Raw genomic sequence first — 16,088 nt, 5'->3', positions numbered from 1 at the left:
GTATCCATCGGCGCTGCAAGCCTTCCGGTAAAACACGACGCATCACCTTCCGGAAGTTTATTTGCTATTAATTTAATAGCTGCTTGCGCACGTTCTTATTGGGCAGAACGGCAAAAACCCTTAAATCCCGACCTGCTGGGTCAAGCCTTGACGAACAAACCGTCCAGGCGCTTGTCCCACCTGGCTCCCGGCAACACATCAGCCAGCTGCGCGTCGCCAAACGAAAAGGTTCCCCGCAGCACCTGCGCCAGCACCGCGCGGTAATCATGGTGGGCCGGCAAGTCACGGCCTTCGTTGAGTTGGGCCAGGCCCGTCCACTGGCCATGCCATCGCCCACCTGCGACGCGGTTGCCCATGAGCCACATGGCATTGCCAAAGCCGTGGTCGGTGCCGCGTGTGCCGTTTTCGGCGCTGGTGCGGCCGAATTCGCTCATCACTACGACCACGTCGCCGGGTTCGGAGAAATCCTGGCGCAGCTGCGCGATGCCGCGCGCCAGGTTGCCGAGGTTGTTGGCCAGCTGGCCGGTGGCGGCGCCCTGGTTGGCATGCGTGTCCCAACCGCCGGCCGACAAAAAACCAAGGCGTAATTTTCGGTCGTTGCGCATCAGCGTGCCCAGGTGCTGCGCATCGAGTTGCAGGCCCACAGGGTCGGCCGCGCCGTTGCTGGCCGCCTGCATTTGCGCATTCAGGGCCTGCGGATTGCCGGGCGTGCCGTCGCGGTCCAGGCGCTTGTCTGCCATGCGTTTACTGTCTTCCGCCATTTTTTCGGCCCTGGCGTTTTTCTGTTCCGTGAGCTCCTGCGCGCTCTGCATGCGGCTACCCGCACCCTGGCGGAAGGCTTCGCTGATCTTGTCGTCACCGGCATACAGGTCCATCAGCGCCTGGCGGGTTCGGTCGTTGGCCAGCACGCCGGTGCGCTCGGCCGACTGGCCGCGAGGGATCAACCTGACGGCAGCCTGCCCGCCCAGAATGGCGGGGTTGGCCTCGCCCACGCCGAGAGCGGTGGCGCCCGGTGCAGCGGCTTTGCCCAGGCCCGCCGTGGTGTTGAGCCACCCGGGTGCGCTGCTGGTCTTGCCGCCCTGCGCGATCTCCATCTGGTACTGCGCATCGAAATGCGAACGGTTGGGCGCAGGCAGGCCGGCCGCAGGCACAAAACCCAGAACGCCTTGCTGCCACAGCGGCAGCAGTGGAGCCAGCGCGGGATGCAGGGCAAAAGTCCTGTCGAGCTTCAAGGCGGTTTGCGTCGTGCCGTCGGGCGCCGCAATCGCGATGTTGGGGCGCAAAGCGTAGTAGTCCTTGTCTGCGTAGGGCACAAAGGCCGACAGACCGTCATACGCGCCGCGCAGGAAGACGACGATGAGGCGCCCGCCGTCCAGGCCTGATCGGCTTGCGGGCAAGGCTTGCGCCCACACGCCGGGCGCTGCCAGCGACAAGGCGGACAACGCGCCCAGGCCCACCAGCCGGCGGCGTTGCAGCAGATTCGCCGATGAAGAAAAATTGGGGTTCATAGGAGTCCTTGTTGCGGCATATTCCATGTCCAGATCAAGCGTGAACGCGAAGGCCCGCTGCAGACAGTGCTACAGCACGGCAAGGCGGGCCGACAAAGTGCACGTTTGATTTGGACATGGAATTATTTGCGCATGAAGTCAGGGCTGGCCAGCATCAGGCCGGTGCGCATCTGCGCGGGTTCCTGCGCAATGCGCTCGCGCGTCGCAATGCTGAAAAAGGCGTTGAGGTAAGACGGCTCAGCTGTGCGCTGGGCCAGGCCCATGGCGTAATCGGCGCGGCGCGTCAAAGCCTCGGGCGCAAGCCAGGTACCGGCATCGGTTTTGTAGCCGTCGGGCGTTTGCCAGCCATGCATGGGCTGGCCGGCCTGCGCCAGGAAGCCCAGGGTTTGCACGATATCGCGGCGCTCCTTGACACCCCCGGCCGCAGTGAGCGCCGAACAGGCAAAGTCCAGCGGGGTTTTAAACAACTGGTTGTCTTGCGCCCAGAACTCCGGTGATTCGATCAGGGTGCGCATCACTGCGCGGATGTCGCCCTGGGTAGCCGTGAAGGCAGTCGCCAACCGGTTAACCAGCGCGGGCGAGGGTTTGTCGGCCACAAAAAAACTGGCCAGCCGGATGGACACACGCCGTGCCGTCTCGGGCCGGCGTGCCAGGAAGCGAATGGCTTCCTCGCCTTCCGCAACGCCTTCACTGCCGAACGTACGGCCCAGCAGCACCTTGCCCTCCTTGTCGTGCAGGCGCTCGGCAAAACGAAAACCCTCGCCGTCCTTGAGGTTCACCGTCCAGCCGGTGAGGATGCGGGCCAGTTCGTGCACGTCTTTTTGCGTGTAGCCGCTGTTCACGCCCAGGGTGTGCAACTCCATCAACTCACGCGCGTAGTTTTCATTGAGGCCGCGGCTGTTGCTCTGCGCCTGGTCCAGGTAGAACAGCATGGCCGGATGCCTGGCGCTGGCCAGCAGCAAGTCTTCAAAACGGCCCAGGGCGTTGGCGCGAATCACATTGATCTCGTAGTGGCCGACAAAGGGGCGCACCGGTCCCTTGCCGACGAACACATTGAGGTGGTTGAACCAGAACTCGGTCATGCGGGCCAGCAGCGGATTTTCCAGCGCCGGATCGCTGCAGGACATCAGCCGCCAGGCGGCCGCGCCCTGGGCCATCTCGCGGCTGAATTTTTCCCCGCCTGTATCGGCCGCGGCGGCCATACCGGGCTTGGGCGTTTCGCGCGCAGCCCGGCGCATCTCGCGCTCGGCCTGGAAGCTGCGCGCGATGTCATTGAGCGGTGCGTTGATGCCGGCGATTTCGGCAGGAAGGGTGGGAGGGCGCAGGCTTGCGGCATAGGCCACATCCAGCTGCTGCAACGCCCAGGCGCGGGGTGAGGCCGCGGCGGCCTGCGTCGAGGCCGGCGTGGGCGCATACCCCAGGCGCGAAGCGGCGCGCCATGTGGCGGCAAGCTTGGCCGGCGGCGGCACGGCATCGGCCTGGGCCTGCGCTGCCGGAGCGGCGAGGCAAGCCAGGAAGGCCGCGAGCATGCCGGCCTGGGTGATCGCTGTGGGCATGGTGTTCTCCTGGGGTCTGTTAACAGGCCCTCGCCCCTTGTAACGCATCCACCGCGCCTTGCGTTGAATGCTGCCCCAGGCTTTACACAGGTTTACCGCCCCAGGGCCGGTGATTACAGCGTCAGGATGGTGCAGCCCGTGGTCTTGCGGGCTTCAAGCGCACGATGCGCCTCGGCCACGTCGGCCAGGGCAAAGCGCTGGTCTATGGGGATGTGGACTTTGCCGCTGGTGACCATGGCAAACAATTCATCCGCCATTTCCTGTGTGGTCTCACGCGTCGCAATGTGGGTAAAGAGCGTCGGCCGTGAAACGTAGAGCGAGCCCTTGGCAGCCAGCATGCCGATGTCCAGCGGTGGCGTCTTGCCCGAGGCATTGCCAAAGTTGGCCAGCAGACCAAAGGGGCGCAGGCAGTCGAGTGACTTGAGGAAGGTGTCCTTGCCGACCGAGTCGTACACCGCCTTCACGCCCTTGCCACCGGTGATCTCCTTGACGCGGGCCACGAAGTCTTCCTTGGCGTAATTGATGGCAAAGGCCGCGCCCTGCGACAACGCCAGCGCGCATTTCTCGTCAGAGCCGGCCGTGCCGATGAGTTGCAGGCCCAGAGCTTTGGCCCACTGGCAAGCAATCAGGCCCACGCCGCCGGCGGCCGCGTGAAACAGCACGTAGTCACCGGACTGCAGGCCGCCCTGCGGTTGTGTGCGGCGCAGCAGGTACTGCGTGGTCAGCCCCTTGAGCATCATGGCCGCGCCGGTTTCAAACGAGATCGCGTCGGGAAGCTTGCATACGCACTTGGCCGGCATCACACGCACTTCACAGTAGCTACCGGGCGGCTGGCTGGCGTAAGCCGCGCGGTCACCCGCTTTCAGGTGAGCCACGCCCTCACCAACAGCCTCGACGATGCCGGAAGCCTCCATGCCCAGCTGAAGCGGCATGGCAAACGGGTAGACACCGCTGCGCTGGTAAACATCGATGTAGTTCAAGCCAACGGCCTTGTGACGGATGCGTATTTCGCCCGGGCCGGGGTCGCCTACCGTCACGTCTACCAGTGTGAGTTCTTCAGGTCCGCCGTGCTGGTTGATGCGTACGGCTTTGGAGGTGATGGAGGCCATGGATTTCCTTGCAAAGGTTGCAGATGGAGAAAGAAAAAGGGTGGCCGACATGGTGCCATGAATCGAAATGGGCCGCAGGCGCCGAGGGTTGAACCCCGTGCGGTGAGAGGAAAACGGTCGTGCTTGATAAAGTCCCCGTCATGACCCAACGCCTCACGCCCGCCACCGCCACGCTGCTGGTGGTCCCTCCCTTGCTCTGGGCCGGCAATGCCGTCGTCGGCCGCCTCGTCACTGGCCTGGTGCCGCCCATGACGCTCAACTTCCTGCGCTGGGCCCTGGCCTTCGTGATCCTGTTGCCACTGGCCTGGCGCCTGCTCAAACCGCGCAGCAGCCTGTGGTCTCACTGGAAACGTTTCGCGGTTCTTGGCCTGCTGGGCGTGGGTTGCTATAACGCCTTGCAGTATCTGGCACTCAAAACCTCCACCCCGCTCAACGTGACGTTGGTGGCGTCCAGCGTGCCGATCTGGATGCTGGTGGTGGGGGCGCTGTTTTTTGGCCAGGCTGTGTCGAAGCGCCAAGTCGCCGGCGCCGTGCTGTCGATTGCTGGCGTGCTGGTGGTGCTCTCGCGGGGCCAGTGGGAGCTCTTAATGCAGGTGCAACTGGTGCCCGGCGACCTCTACGTGCTGCTGGCCACACTGGCCTGGGCGTTTTACAGCTGGCTGCTGTCTCAACCCAAAGAGCCGGCGGAAATCCGCCGCGACTGGGCGGCCTTCCTGCTCGCGCAAATCGTGTTCGGACTGGCCTGGTCGGGTGCGTTTGCCGCCGGCGAATGGGCGTTGACCAACGCGCACGTCCAATGGGGCTGGCCGCTGGCCGCAGCCCTGCTGTACGTGGCCGTGGGACCCGCGGTGATTGCCTATCGTTGCTGGGGCATGGGCGTACAGCGTGTCGGACCGGCGATTGCGGGCTTCTTTTCCAACCTCACACCGCTGTTCGCTGCGTTGCTGTCGGCGGCCTTCCTCGGTGAGTTGCCGCACCTCTACCACGCGCTGGCTTTTGTACTGATCGTGGGCGGCATCGTGGTGTCGTCGCGGCGCTGACCCGAACGGTGAATCTCGACGCAGTGGTTTGATTTTCACAACACATTACGGAAAACCGTCGCGTAAAACTTGCCAAGCCCACGCGGGCTCTTCAGAATCCGTTCCTTGCTTTGAGCCACTGCGCAACGAATAACCTTGCGTAGTAAACACCTTGAAGCCCTCAAGACCATGACTTTGTTCACTCACACCTGACGCACCCTCCACTGCCCCCGGCTGGATGTGGTGCCAACCATACCCAGCCCTGCGGGCAGTCGGTGCCGTGCCTTCACGTGTGAAGCGCGCTCCGCAAACCCCAGGCTGATTTTTCGCCGGGGTTTTGCTTTTTCGGAGCGTGCACATGAGTGCCAAAACTTTTTCCCGTGACTTTGCCGCAGGCAAGGTCAAGCATTTGCGGCGCATGAAGCAGCCGCTGGCTTTGACCTTGCCGCCACCAACACCGCGCAATCCCGTGGTGCGGGCCCTCGTCCAGCGTGCCATCACGTCGGGTGCGGGCAAACATATTCGCAGCGCCGGCGCTCACCGCCGGGCTGAAACCGTGGCTTTGCAAAAAGCCCTCAAAAATTTGACTGACTGACATGAAGAACGATATGACAACCGAGACGGCGGCCGCAGCCCGCGTGCCGCCCGAACTCATGCGCGAACGCAGTGCCCAGCTGGCCCTGGTCGCCACCGAGCTGAAGACCGAGCTGTTCGGTATTGACGACATCATCGACCGGGTGATCGAGTCCGTGCGCGCCTGGTATGTACTGCCCCACATCATTCGCCGCCCGGTGATCGTGTGCCTGTGGGGCCTGACCGGCACCGGCAAGACCCAGCTCACGCGCCGCCTGGCGCAAAAGCTGGGTTTCTACGACCGCTTTGTCGAAGTACAGATGGACGGCTTCAGCAACGGCAGCAGCTGGCGCAGCGCCGACTCCATCAGCGGCATGCTGGCGGAGTCCGCCGTTGCCGAGAGCGAACCTGGCATTCTGGTGCTGGATGAATTCCAGCGCTTTCGCACCATCAACGAAAAGGGCGATGAGGTCGCCGTCAAACGCTACCAGGACGTGTGGCAGCTGCTGTCCGACGGGCGCCTGCCGCCGTCGCTGTCTTTTCTGCAGGAGCTGGAATCCTCTCTGGCTTTCTCGCTGTATGACCACGAACGCGAGGAACAGGCTGATGAAAAGCCTGCCAAGGACGGCGTCCAGGCCAAAAAGCTGAAGTTCGCCCTCTCGCCCTACCAGGCTCAGGAATTCAAGCAAAGCCTCAAGCTCAAGGAACCACTACAGGAGGTGATGACCTGGACACCCCAGCAACTGCAGGAGCGCATGCTGGCGTTCAGGGCATCGACCGACTCGTGGGAAACGGATTACAGCCGCTTGCTCATCATCGTTTCGGGCAACCTCGACGAGATGTATGAGGGAACCGCCAAACGCGTGGAAGACTGCGACACCGATGCCGACATCTTTCATGCACTGACGAAAAAACTGTCGGTCATTGACGTCAAGAAGGCCCTGGGAGAGCGCTTCAAGCCCGAGCAGATCGCCCGGCTGGGGAACAACCACGTGATCTACCCCTCGCTGAGCCAGGCCACGTATGAGCGGCTGATCCGCAGCACCTGTGCCAGGTACGTTGGTGAAATGCAGGCGAGTGCAGGGCTGTCTTTTGATCTGAATGAATCGGTGTACCAGGGAATTTATGCCAATGCGGTCTTCCCGGCCCAGGGCACACGCCCGCTGTTCTCGTCGATTCACGCCATCCTGAGTGCGCCGCTGGTGAATGCCGTGCTGTGGGCGTTTGAGCATGATGTGCCGGCGGACACCACGCTGCACGTCAGGCTGGACGCCGCCACGCAATCCCTGCACGTCAGTCATGGCGAGTGCGGGGGCGGGAGCATCGCCTACCCCGTGCCACTGGACCTCAACCAGCTCAAGCAGCGCGCCAGCCCCGACTTTCGGGCCTTGCTGGCCGTGCACGAAGCAGGCCACGGCCTGGCCTACGGCCGCCTGTTCGGCCATGCGCCGCAGGAAGTCAAGATCAACGTGGCGTCTTTCGAGGGCGGCTACAACAGCTATGTGCGCATGAAGGCCGAATCACGTCAAAGCTGCCTGGACCGCCTCTGCGTGGGCCTGGCCGGCCGCGCCGCCGAGGCGCTGGTGTTCGGCGACGATGCCTGCACCACGGGCAGCGAGAGCGACTTCAAGAACGCCACCGCCCTGGCCGCGCGCTTTGTGCGCCACTTCGGTTTCGGCAACCGGCTGAGCCACACCGACGTGACCCACGACATGGACGACAACCTCAACACCGATGTTGAGCCGACCAACGCCGAGATCGAGGCCCTGCTCGCGCAGGCGTACGCGCGCGCGCAGGAGATTCTCAAAGCCGATTCGGCCTTGCTGCTGAGCATCGTGGACGAACTGCTGGAAAACGGCCAGGTGAGCAAAGAGAAAATGGCCAGCCTCCTGGGCGTGGCCATCGCGAAGGAAGAACAGATGCTTGCGCCGTATGCGGAGCAGCTTCAGGTGTTCGGCCTGCAGCACGCGCTGATGCGGCGTGTCGGCGGCATGGCACCATCGCTGGAGCCCTCGCTGGAATGATCCGCGTGGGCAAAAAAAAGCACGGAGAGCAGCCCAGCTGCTTTCCGCGCCCAATTTCCACCAACGGAAATCTTTGCAGGCCCCGGTTCAGTTCATCAAGCCTTGCCCGGATGCTCCTTGACGCGGCTGACCAGCTGCGTGGGGTTGACGAAACGCAGCGCAATCAGCAGCCACAGCACCGTGATCGCCATGTAGATCATCGCCATCGCGTCGACCGACTGCCCTGCACGGACGCCGGCTGCAAACACCGCGTAGTACAGCGCCACCACCAGCGTCTGGGTGTCAGGCCCGGCCACCAGAAAGGTCAGCTCGAACATCGCCACCGTGCGCACCAGCACCAGCAGGCCCGCCGCCAGCACCCCGGGCGCCAGCAGCGGCACCAGGGTGTAGAGGAACATCTGCCGCGTGTTGGCACCAAAGACGCGCGCCGCCGATTCGATATTGGTGTCTATCTGCTCGACAAAAGGCGTCATCACCAGGATCACAAAAGGCAGAGCCGGAATCATGTTGGCGATGATCACGCCCGGCAAGGTGCCGGCCAGGTGCAGTTGGTACATCACGGTGGCCAGCGGAATGCCGTAGGTAATCGGCGGCACCATCAGCGGCAGCAGAAACAGCAGCGTGAGCAACTTTTTGCCGCGAAAGTCCTTGCGTGCCAGTGTGTAGGCGGCGGGCACACCGATCAGCAGCGACAAAAAGACCACCGAGAACACCACCACCACCGTGACCACCAGCACATGGCCCAGCTGGAATTCCTTCCACGCCGATACATACCAACTGAGGGTGTAGGCCTCGGGCAGCCAGGTGCCCAGCCAGCGCGTGGCCACCGAATTGGTGGCCACCGCGACGATCAGCAGGCCGACGTTGACCAGAAAGAAGGCGATGACACCCCAGATCAACGCACGCCAGGCACGATCGCGCAGCGGGCTGGAGTTGCGTGCCGCGGCGCTCATCCCTTGCCTCCGGTAACAGGACCGCGGTAGAACAGACGGCGCAGGCCCAGCGCCGCAGCGACGATCGCAAGTTGAGCCAGGCCCATGATCATGGCGACAGCTGAGGCCAGCGAATAGTCGTACTGCTCAAAGGCAGCTTCGTAGGCAGCAATCGCGATTACCCGCGTGGTACCAGCCGGCGAGCCCAGCAGTACCGCCGAAGGAAAGACCGAGAAGGCCTGCACAAAACTCAGGCAGAAGGCCATGACCAGCCCGGGCGTCAGCAGCGGCAGATAAATGTAGCGAAAGCGATTCCAGCCGTCTGCACCCAGCGTCGCTGCCGCACGCGGCAGCGCCGGATCAATACCGGTGATGTAAGAGAGGATCAGCAGATAGGCAAACGGGAAACCGGTGATGACCAGCGAAATCAGCACGCCCCAATAGTTGTGCGTGAGCCGGATCGAACCTTCGTAAAGATGGAGCCAGCGCAGTGTCTGCGCCAGCCAGCCCTGCGGGCCGAAGTAGGTCAGCATGCCTTCGGCGATCAATACTGTGCCCAGCGTCAGCGGCACCACCAGCAAGGTAGACAACAGGCGCTGGTAAGGGCTTTTGGTCCGCGTGGCATAGGCGATCGCCAGTGCGAACCCGACATTGATCAACGTGGCCGGCAGCGCCAGCTGCAGGGTGTTGCCTATGGTCTTCCACAGGTCGCGCGTCTGGAAGAAATGAATGTAGTTCTGCAGCACTCCGCCCTGCGCCGGCTGAAAGGACAGCAGCAGGCCGTAGGCGAAGGGGTAGACAAAAAACATGATCATCACCGCGGCCGCCGGCGCGACCAGCATCACGGCCGGGTCCAGCGGCGGGCGTGAACGGTTAACCGGCGAGGGCGTGGCAAACGTGGCCATCAGGACTCCTCCGCATAAACCAGAACCCGTTCCGGCGCCGCAACCAGCATCACGGTGTCGCCCGGCGAGACCACGCGCGCGGAACGCACGTAGAGCAAATCGTCGAATGCCGTCCTGACCTGGAGAAGCCATTCACGGCCGCCGTACTCCGCGGTTTCCACTGTGCCCGGGAATGCATGCGCACCCTCGCCGATCGCGATCTCGTCGGGTCGCACGGCCACCATCACACCGGCGCCGTCAGTCAATGCCTGCATGGCCGTTCCCGACAGGCGCACACCGCCCGCACCTTCGACCGTGACATGGTCGCCGTCCGCGCGCAGCACGCGGGCCGGCAGCACATTGCGGTAGCCCATGAAACGCGCCACATCCAGCGTGGCCGGCCGCGCGAACACCTCTTGCGGCGTGCCGACCTGCTGCACCACACCCAGCTTCATCACCACCACACGGTCAGCCATGGCGAGCGCCTCGTCCTGGTCGTGCGTCACATACACCGTGGAGCAGCCTTGGGCGCGATGGATGCGGCGTATTTCAGAGCGCATTTCAATGCGCAGCTTGGCGTCCAGGTTGGACAGCGGCTCATCCATCAGGATCAGTGGTGGTTCGATGACGATGGCACGCGCGATGGCCACGCGCTGCTGCTGCCCGCCCGAGAGCTGCCCGGGCAGCTTGTCCGCGTGTCCCAGCAGTTGCACGGTGTCCAGCGCCCCCGCCACGCGCCTGTCGATTTCTGCCGCCGGCATGCCGCGCATCTTCAGGCCGAAGCCCACATTGCGGCTGACCGAAAGATGCGGGAACAGCGCATAGTTCTGGAACACCATGCCGAAGCCGCGTTTCTCGGGCGGCAGCGTATCGATGCGTTGCTGGTCCAGCCAGATACTTCCGTCCGACAGCGGCAACAGCCCCGCCATGCAGTTGAGCGCGGTGGACTTGCCGCAGCCCGAGGGGCCCAGCAGCGCGATGAACTCGCCACGCTCTATGGTCAGCGAGAGTTTCTCGAGCGCGTGGGCGCCGCCGAAGCTGCGGCTCACGCCGTCCAGGCGCAACTGCCTGAACTCGTTTTTTCCCGCGGGCCGTCCCGCGGTGTTGGGCATCACCATGTCAAAAACCTTCTTCACGCCCGCAGCGCGGGTTTGCTTGTTATTTAGAGTTGCTCACAAAACCCAGCGAAGCGGTCCTGGCAAGGCGACGCAACAACGCCAGGAGGGTTTTGTGTGCGGCTCTTACTTGCCTTTGCCGGAACCGATTTCCTGGTCCCACTTCTTGAACGCGGCGACCATGGCCTTGTCATCCAGCGGCTGGGTGTGCGGCTGCTTGGCGATCCAGTCGGCGTACTCGGGGCGGCCGTATTCCTTGATGATGTCCTGGCTCTTTTGCGGCGCTGCGGTCAACGGGACGTTTTTCACGGCGGGGCCGGGGTAAAAGTAGCCGGAGTCATAGGTCAGCGCCTGCTGCTCGGGTTTGAGCAGGTAGGCCATCAGTTCCATCACCGCCGCCTGACGGGCGGCGGGCAAGCCCTTGGGCATCGCCATGTAGTGCGCGTCATTGACCCAGGTGAAGCCGCCCAGCGCCGCCACCTTGAATTGCTTGGGCACCACGCCCAGCGCGCGCGGATTGATATCCCAGCCGGTCACCGTGACAGTCATGTCGCGCGAGCCTTCTCCGAGTTCCTTCATCACGGCGCCGGTGCCTGTGGGGTAGTACTCGATGCAGCTGTTGAGCTCTTTCAGGTAAGCCCAGGTCTTGTCCCAGCCGGCCAGGGGTTCCTTGGGATCCTTGTCGCCGAGCAGGTAGGGCAAGCCCATCAGGAAGGTGCGGCCCGGGCCCGAGTTGGCGGGGCGAGCGTAAATCAGCTTGTTGGGGTTGGCCTTGCACCAGGCCAGCAACTCAGCCGGTGTTTTAGGCGGTGCCTTGACCTTGTCGGGGTTGTACTCGAGCAGCGGGCCTGCAGGCATATAGGTCACCATGACGGCCTGGCCGTTGGCCAGGTCCTGCATCTTGCGGGCGCTGGGCAGGTAGTTGTCCATCAGGTTCGGGAACTTGGCCGCGTGCGCAGGCAGCATGGGCTCCCACAGGTTGAGCGCCATGCCGGCAGCCAGCGCGTCGGTGCCGGTCAGTACCAGGTCGATGTCGGTGCGGCCGGCCGCCTGCATGGCCCTGATTTTCCCGGGAAGCTCGGGTGCGGGCGCCTTGGTAAAGGTAATGCGCGACACCAGGTTCGGATTTTTCGCTGCAAAGCTCTCCAGTGCCTCCTGCGTCAACGCCAGATTGCCCGCCACATCGACGACATTGAGCGTCACGGGCTCCGCATAGGCCGTTCCGGCCGTGAATAGCGGAACGCCCGCTATCGTTGCCAGGACACCGGCGGCCCGCAGGCCCCCTCCCAGGCGGGACATCAAATGCTTGAACTTCGTCATGGTCTTGTCTCCTTCGTTGTTGCTGTGGACTCAAAATTCGAGGCTCGTTGCGGCCTCTTAAAAACGCGGGCTGATGCCGGAAAACCCCGGCTGGTACTTGCGCATCTGCGCGAGGTCGTTGCGGTTTCGGATGCCGCAATCCAGGTATTGCCGGTGCAATTCGGCCAATCTGGCCGGATCGAGTTCCACGCCCAGGCCGGGCGCCGTCGGCACCTTGACGGCGCCTTGGTCGAATTGGAGCCGCCCGCCCTTGATGACCTCTTCCTCCTGCCACGGGTAATGCGTGTCGCAGGCATAGGTGAGGTTGGGGATCGCGGCGGCGGCGTGCGTCATGGCCATCAGGCTGATGCCGAGGTGCGAGTTCGAATGCATGGACATGCCCATCCCGAAAACACTGCACATGCGCGCCAGTGAGGCCGTGGCGCGCAGGCCACCCCAGTAGTGATGGTCTGACAGCAGGATACTGACCGCATGCGTGGAGGCATTGCGCTTGAATTCATCCATCGTGGTGACGCACATGTTGGTCGCCAGCGGCATGCGGCAGTGCCGGGCCAGCTCGGCCATGGCTTCCTGGCCGGGTGCCGGGTCTTCGTAGTATTCCAGCAAGTCGTCGAGTTCTTTTGCGGCGGCAATGCTGGTCTCCAGCGACCAGTTGGCGTTCGGGTCCAGCCGCAAGGGCACACCGGGGAAGGCCTTGGACAGCGCCTTCATGGCGGCGATTTCTTCAGCCGGTGGGAACACGCCGCCCTTGAGCTTGATGCTCTTGAAGCCATAAAGGCTCACCATCCGCTGCGCCTGCTTCACAACCTGCTCAGGCGTAACGGCTTCGCCCCAGGCGTCGGGCGCATAAGGTTTGTCAGCGTGCTCTGCGTATTTGTAGAACAGATAGGCGCTGTAAGGCACCTCTGCGCGCACGGCACCGCCCAGCAAGTCGCACACGGGCATGCCCAGGATCTGCCCTTGCAGGTCGAGCATGGCGACTTCCATCGCACTGATGACCTTGTCGGCATTTTTGGCAGTGTGCGAGCCCGGTGCAAGCTCGAACTGCACACTGCCGTCGGTGGCGTGTCCGGGCTTGATGGCTGCGCGTACGCGCTCTTCCATGACGTTCAGCTCAAACGGAGACAAGCCGAGGACCAGGGCACGGGCCTGCTCCAGCACTTTCACCATGGGCTCGTCGCCGTAGGTTTCAGAGATGCCAACGCGCCCGTCCGAAGTTTCCAATTCGACAATGCTGCGCAGCGCCCAGGGCTCGTGGATACCGCTGGCGTTGAGCAGCGGCGCATCGCGAAACGCAATGGGCGTGATCCGGACTGCGCTGATTTTGATACTTTTCATCCGCCCAACCATCATTCAGCCTTGATGCCGGCGACCTTGATGACCCGCGTCCAGCGGTCCAGCTCCCGTGCCACGAACTGCGTGTATTCCGTACTGCCCTGGGCCGGCAGCACAAAACCGTTGGCCTCCATCCGCGCGCGGATGGCGGGGGACTGCATCGCGTTGACAGCGGCAGCTTCTATTTTGTCCACAATGGGCTTGGGCGTGCCTTTGGGGAGCGACAGGCCGGACCACGACAAGGCGGAGAAACCGGGGTAACCCGATTCGTGAATGGTGGGCACGTCCGGGTACAGCGGATTGCGCGCCAGACTGGTCACAGCCAGGGCCCGGAGCTTGCCCGCCTTGATATGCGGCAACGCCACGTCCTGGTTGATGAACATCAAGGGGATCTGTCCGCCGAGAATATCCGTCAGCATGGGGCCGCCGCCCCGGTAGGGAATGCCCACCATGAACAGGGGCTTGCAGTTTTCTTTTTTGGCGCCCGAGCAGGTGCCGACGGTTTGCTTGAGCAGCTCCATCGCCATGTGACCGGAAGCCGCAGGCACATAGCCATAGCTCAGTTTTCCGGGATTGGCTTTGCCGTAAGCGACCAACTCCTGGAAGGTATTAAAGGGCGCAGAAGGATGGACCACCAGCACGTTCGGTCCTGAATGGACCTGCGTGACGTGGATGAAATCCTTGACGGAGTCGTAGCCGAGCTTGGGGTTGAGTCCGTGCGCCACCGCATTCTGGCCAACACCTGTTTGTATCAGCGTATAGCCATCGGGCACCGCTCTGACGCCCTTCTCTGTGCCAATGACCCCGCCCGCACCGCCAAGGTTCTCTACAACCACGGGCTGCTTCAGGGCTTTGGTCAGCTCATCCGCGATCATGCGTCCCATCACATCGCTGGTGCCGCCCGCCGGGAACGGAACAATGAGCTTGATCGCCCTCGACGGATAGTCGGTCTGGGCCTGAACTGGAAGGGCCAGCAGACCCATGGCCGTAGCCACGCACACAAAAGCGGCCCTCGCAGCCCTGGCGCCAACAGCGGTTTTGAGAAACCCGCGCCGCGCGCGCACAGTGTTCTGACTCATGTTTGTCTCCTTTTTATTTGCCGGCGGCAAGGTCGGTGCCCTGCATCGCATTAGCAAAACAAGGGGCTGGGGCCGCCTGACAACAGGAAATTAATTGACTATTGCCTCAACCAATTTGTTAGCGCTAACAAATGAATATTAGAATAAAGGCCCGCCTTGCGTCAAGTCAGGCGCTGGCTCTTTTTACTATGAGAAACCCTAGGTCTCGCACCCGCGCGCCGACGTCGCGATTTTCAGCGACGTCGAGGATGAATCGGGCTGCCTGACGACCTATGGATGTGCCGTCGATACGCACCGTGCTCAGGGAGGGATGGGTAAAAGCAGCAAACGGGAGATCACCAAAACCCATGACCGCCACATCACCCGGAATAGACAGGCCCAATGCCTGGGCCTCGGTGATGACGCCATGGGCAATGACGTCGGAACCACAAAAAACCACATCAATATCAGGATGACGCGCGCGCAGGTCGGCGAAACCGGCCCTGCCGTTGGCCAGCGATGAAGGCGCAGGCACGGTACAGACCGGGATGCCGTGCACGCCCAGCTCGGCCAGCCGCGCCTCAAATCCGGCGCGGCGGCGCAAGGCGCGCTGGTCTTCCGCGATGACCACGCCGGGCCGGCGAAAGCCCTGGTCGTACAGGTAGTCCGCTACCGCCGCGCCGACTTTCTCGTGGGAGAAACCCACAATCATGTCGATGGGCGTGGGCGTGATGTCCCAGGTCTCGACGATGGGAATACCCGAGGCCAGCAGGCGGCGTCGCCCTTCCGGCGAATGCATGATGCCGGTCAGCACGATGCCGTCGGGCCGGCGGCCCACGATGGCATCAATGAGTGCGTCTTCACGCGCGCCGCCGTAGCCGCTTTGCCCCAGCATCAGCTGGCAGCCGGCCTCGGCCAGCGCGTCGGTCAGCGCCTGTATGGTTTCCAGAAATACCGGGCCGGCGATGGTGGGCACCAGGGCCGCCACCAGGCGGCTGCGATTGGACGCCAGGCCGCCGGCGATGAGGTTAGGCACATAGCCGCTGCGCGAAATCGCGCTGCGCACACGCTCCAGGGTTTCGGGCGACACGGCCGCCGGTGTGTTGAGCGCACGCGACACCGTGATGGCCGAAACACCGGCCAGACTGGCCACGTCGCTCAGGGTGATGCCGCCGGTTCCGGGGCGCGGGGCGCGCTTGGTTTTTCGCAGCGTCTCTGTGGGTGACTTCATGCCCGAATGTTAACGCTAACTTGAGTGCCTTCGGCACTCAATCCTGGTCCAGGCCGAAGTGCCGCCTGAACGCATCGCAAAACTCCGCGATCCCGCTGAGCGACAGGGTCAGCGTGTGCCGCGGCTTGCCGGGCTTGCCGGCGTCCACCTTCAGGCGATGCGCCGCCTCGTCATAGTGCAAGGCCTCGGGTGCCGTCATCTCCTGCATGCCATGCAGGTCGTAGTCCCAGTCAAAGCCTTCCTCGAGCGGGCCGCGCCGCCCGGGGAACTCCGCGTGGGCCCATGCCAGCACCTGGACGACCTCGGCCTGCACGACCTGCACCTGCTCGGGCCAGGTGGAGGCCATAGCTTCCAGCGTGCCCGTGCCGTCGTTGCCTTCCGCGTAATCGAAGTGGAGGTAGTCCAGGCTCAAGGGCGCGCTCAA

General features: G+C 63.3%; 14 protein-coding genes. 3 read left to right on the top strand and 11 right to left on the bottom strand.

The window, feature by feature from the left end; all coding sequences use genetic code 11:
* Positions 1–140: 140 nt before the first annotated feature.
* From AC1D1J_RS20745 to AC1D1J_RS20735, 3 genes are all read right to left on the bottom strand, one after another.
* A complete protein-coding gene (locus AC1D1J_RS20745) occupies positions 141–1,508 on the bottom strand; it encodes a DUF1501 domain-containing protein (protein ID WP_477695743.1) in 1,368 nt (455 codons plus the stop codon).
* Positions 1,509–1,630: 122 nt separating this feature from the next.
* Positions 1,631–3,064: a DUF1800 domain-containing protein gene (locus tag AC1D1J_RS20740; RefSeq protein ID WP_477695742.1), complete on the bottom strand. Its 1,434-nt coding sequence runs from the start codon at positions 3,062–3,064 to the stop codon at positions 1,631–1,633.
* Between the two features lie 113 nt (positions 3,065–3,177).
* Complete coding sequence (locus AC1D1J_RS20735) at positions 3,178–4,173, bottom strand: quinone oxidoreductase family protein (RefSeq protein ID WP_477695741.1); 996 nt, start codon at positions 4,171–4,173, stop codon at positions 3,178–3,180.
* A 140-nt stretch (positions 4,174–4,313) separates the two neighbouring features.
* Here AC1D1J_RS20735 and AC1D1J_RS20730 point away from each other — a divergent pair, with 140 nt between their 5' ends.
* The 3 genes from AC1D1J_RS20730 to AC1D1J_RS20720 all read left to right on the top strand — a co-directional run bounded on the left by AC1D1J_RS20730 (position 4,314) and on the right by AC1D1J_RS20720 (position 7,789).
* Positions 4,314–5,213: a DMT family transporter gene (locus AC1D1J_RS20730; protein WP_477686271.1), complete on the top strand. Its 900-nt coding sequence runs from the start codon at positions 4,314–4,316 to the stop codon at positions 5,211–5,213.
* 337 nt (positions 5,214–5,550) lie between these two features.
* Entirely contained in the window at positions 5,551–5,787 is a 237-nt protein-coding gene (locus tag AC1D1J_RS20725; RefSeq protein ID WP_477669692.1) for a hypothetical protein, read from the top strand.
* Positions 5,788–5,800: 13 nt separating this feature from the next.
* The gene (locus tag AC1D1J_RS20720) at positions 5,801–7,789 is read left to right on the top strand and encodes an AAA family ATPase (protein ID WP_477695740.1); all 1,989 of its coding nucleotides are present in this window, start codon (positions 5,801–5,803) and stop codon (positions 7,787–7,789) included.
* A 95-nt stretch (positions 7,790–7,884) separates the two neighbouring features.
* On the opposite strand, the gene AC1D1J_RS20715 is transcribed toward AC1D1J_RS20720, so the two are convergent.
* The 8 genes from AC1D1J_RS20715 to AC1D1J_RS20680 all read right to left on the bottom strand — a co-directional run bounded on the left by AC1D1J_RS20715 (position 7,885) and on the right by AC1D1J_RS20680 (position 16,088).
* Positions 7,885–8,742, bottom strand: coding sequence for an ABC transporter permease (locus tag AC1D1J_RS20715; protein ID WP_477685905.1), 858 nt, complete (start codon positions 8,740–8,742; stop codon positions 7,885–7,887).
* Positions 8,739–9,626, bottom strand: a complete 888-nt coding sequence (locus tag AC1D1J_RS20710) for an ABC transporter permease (protein ID WP_477685906.1) — start codon at positions 9,624–9,626, stop codon at positions 8,739–8,741. Before AC1D1J_RS20710 ends, AC1D1J_RS20715 begins: the two co-directional genes overlap by 4 nt.
* Positions 9,626–10,723: an ABC transporter ATP-binding protein gene (locus AC1D1J_RS20705; protein ID WP_477686272.1), complete on the bottom strand. Its 1,098-nt coding sequence runs from the start codon at positions 10,721–10,723 to the stop codon at positions 9,626–9,628. Before AC1D1J_RS20705 ends, AC1D1J_RS20710 begins: the two co-directional genes overlap by 1 nt.
* A gap of 123 nt (positions 10,724–10,846) precedes the next feature.
* A complete protein-coding gene (locus tag AC1D1J_RS20700) occupies positions 10,847–12,040 on the bottom strand; it encodes an ABC transporter substrate-binding protein (protein ID WP_477685907.1) in 1,194 nt (397 codons plus the stop codon).
* Between the two features lie 57 nt (positions 12,041–12,097).
* Positions 12,098–13,378, bottom strand: a complete 1,281-nt coding sequence (locus tag AC1D1J_RS20695; RefSeq protein WP_477695739.1) for a glucarate dehydratase family protein — start codon at positions 13,376–13,378, stop codon at positions 12,098–12,100.
* 11 nt (positions 13,379–13,389) lie between these two features.
* Positions 13,390–14,454 carry a Bug family tripartite tricarboxylate transporter substrate binding protein gene (locus tag AC1D1J_RS20690; RefSeq protein WP_477695738.1) on the bottom strand — a complete coding sequence of 355 codons (1,065 nt, stop codon included), beginning with the start codon at positions 14,452–14,454 and terminating at the stop codon, positions 13,390–13,392.
* A gap of 166 nt (positions 14,455–14,620) precedes the next feature.
* Complete coding sequence (locus tag AC1D1J_RS20685; RefSeq protein ID WP_477685910.1) at positions 14,621–15,664, bottom strand: LacI family DNA-binding transcriptional regulator; 1,044 nt, start codon at positions 15,662–15,664, stop codon at positions 14,621–14,623.
* A gap of 37 nt (positions 15,665–15,701) precedes the next feature.
* A complete protein-coding gene (locus AC1D1J_RS20680) occupies positions 15,702–16,088 on the bottom strand; it encodes a hypothetical protein (protein ID WP_477695737.1) in 387 nt (128 codons plus the stop codon).

Source organism: Polaromonas sp. P1_F8 (genome assembly GCF_056405635.1).
This window is presented reverse-complemented; position numbering and strand designations above follow the sequence as displayed.

Bases quoted from the DNA above. Each gene is read 5' to 3' on its own strand.
- AC1D1J_RS20745 (WP_477695743.1), bottom strand. From the start codon at position 1,508: ATGAACCCCAATTTTTCTTCATCGGCGAATCTGCTGCAACGCCGCCGG.
- AC1D1J_RS20740 (WP_477695742.1), bottom strand. From the start codon at position 3,064: ATGCCCACAGCGATCACCCAGGCCGGCATGCTCGCGGCCTTCCTGGCT.
- AC1D1J_RS20735 (WP_477695741.1), bottom strand. From the start codon at position 4,173: ATGGCCTCCATCACCTCCAAAGCCGTACGCATCAACCAGCACGGCGGA.
- AC1D1J_RS20730 (WP_477686271.1), top strand. From the start codon at position 4,314: ATGACCCAACGCCTCACGCCCGCCACCGCCACGCTGCTGGTGGTCCCT.
- AC1D1J_RS20725 (WP_477669692.1), top strand. From the start codon at position 5,551: ATGAGTGCCAAAACTTTTTCCCGTGACTTTGCCGCAGGCAAGGTCAAG.
- AC1D1J_RS20720 (WP_477695740.1), top strand. From the start codon at position 5,801: ATGACAACCGAGACGGCGGCCGCAGCCCGCGTGCCGCCCGAACTCATG.
- AC1D1J_RS20715 (WP_477685905.1), bottom strand. From the start codon at position 8,742: ATGAGCGCCGCGGCACGCAACTCCAGCCCGCTGCGCGATCGTGCCTGG.
- AC1D1J_RS20710 (WP_477685906.1), bottom strand. From the start codon at position 9,626: ATGGCCACGTTTGCCACGCCCTCGCCGGTTAACCGTTCACGCCCGCCG.
- AC1D1J_RS20705 (WP_477686272.1), bottom strand. From the start codon at position 10,723: ATGGTGATGCCCAACACCGCGGGACGGCCCGCGGGAAAAAACGAGTTC.
- AC1D1J_RS20700 (WP_477685907.1), bottom strand. From the start codon at position 12,040: ATGACGAAGTTCAAGCATTTGATGTCCCGCCTGGGAGGGGGCCTGCGG.
- AC1D1J_RS20695 (WP_477695739.1), bottom strand. From the start codon at position 13,378: ATGAAAAGTATCAAAATCAGCGCAGTCCGGATCACGCCCATTGCGTTT.
- AC1D1J_RS20690 (WP_477695738.1), bottom strand. From the start codon at position 14,454: ATGAGTCAGAACACTGTGCGCGCGCGGCGCGGGTTTCTCAAAACCGCT.
- AC1D1J_RS20685 (WP_477685910.1), bottom strand. From the start codon at position 15,664: ATGAAGTCACCCACAGAGACGCTGCGAAAAACCAAGCGCGCCCCGCGC.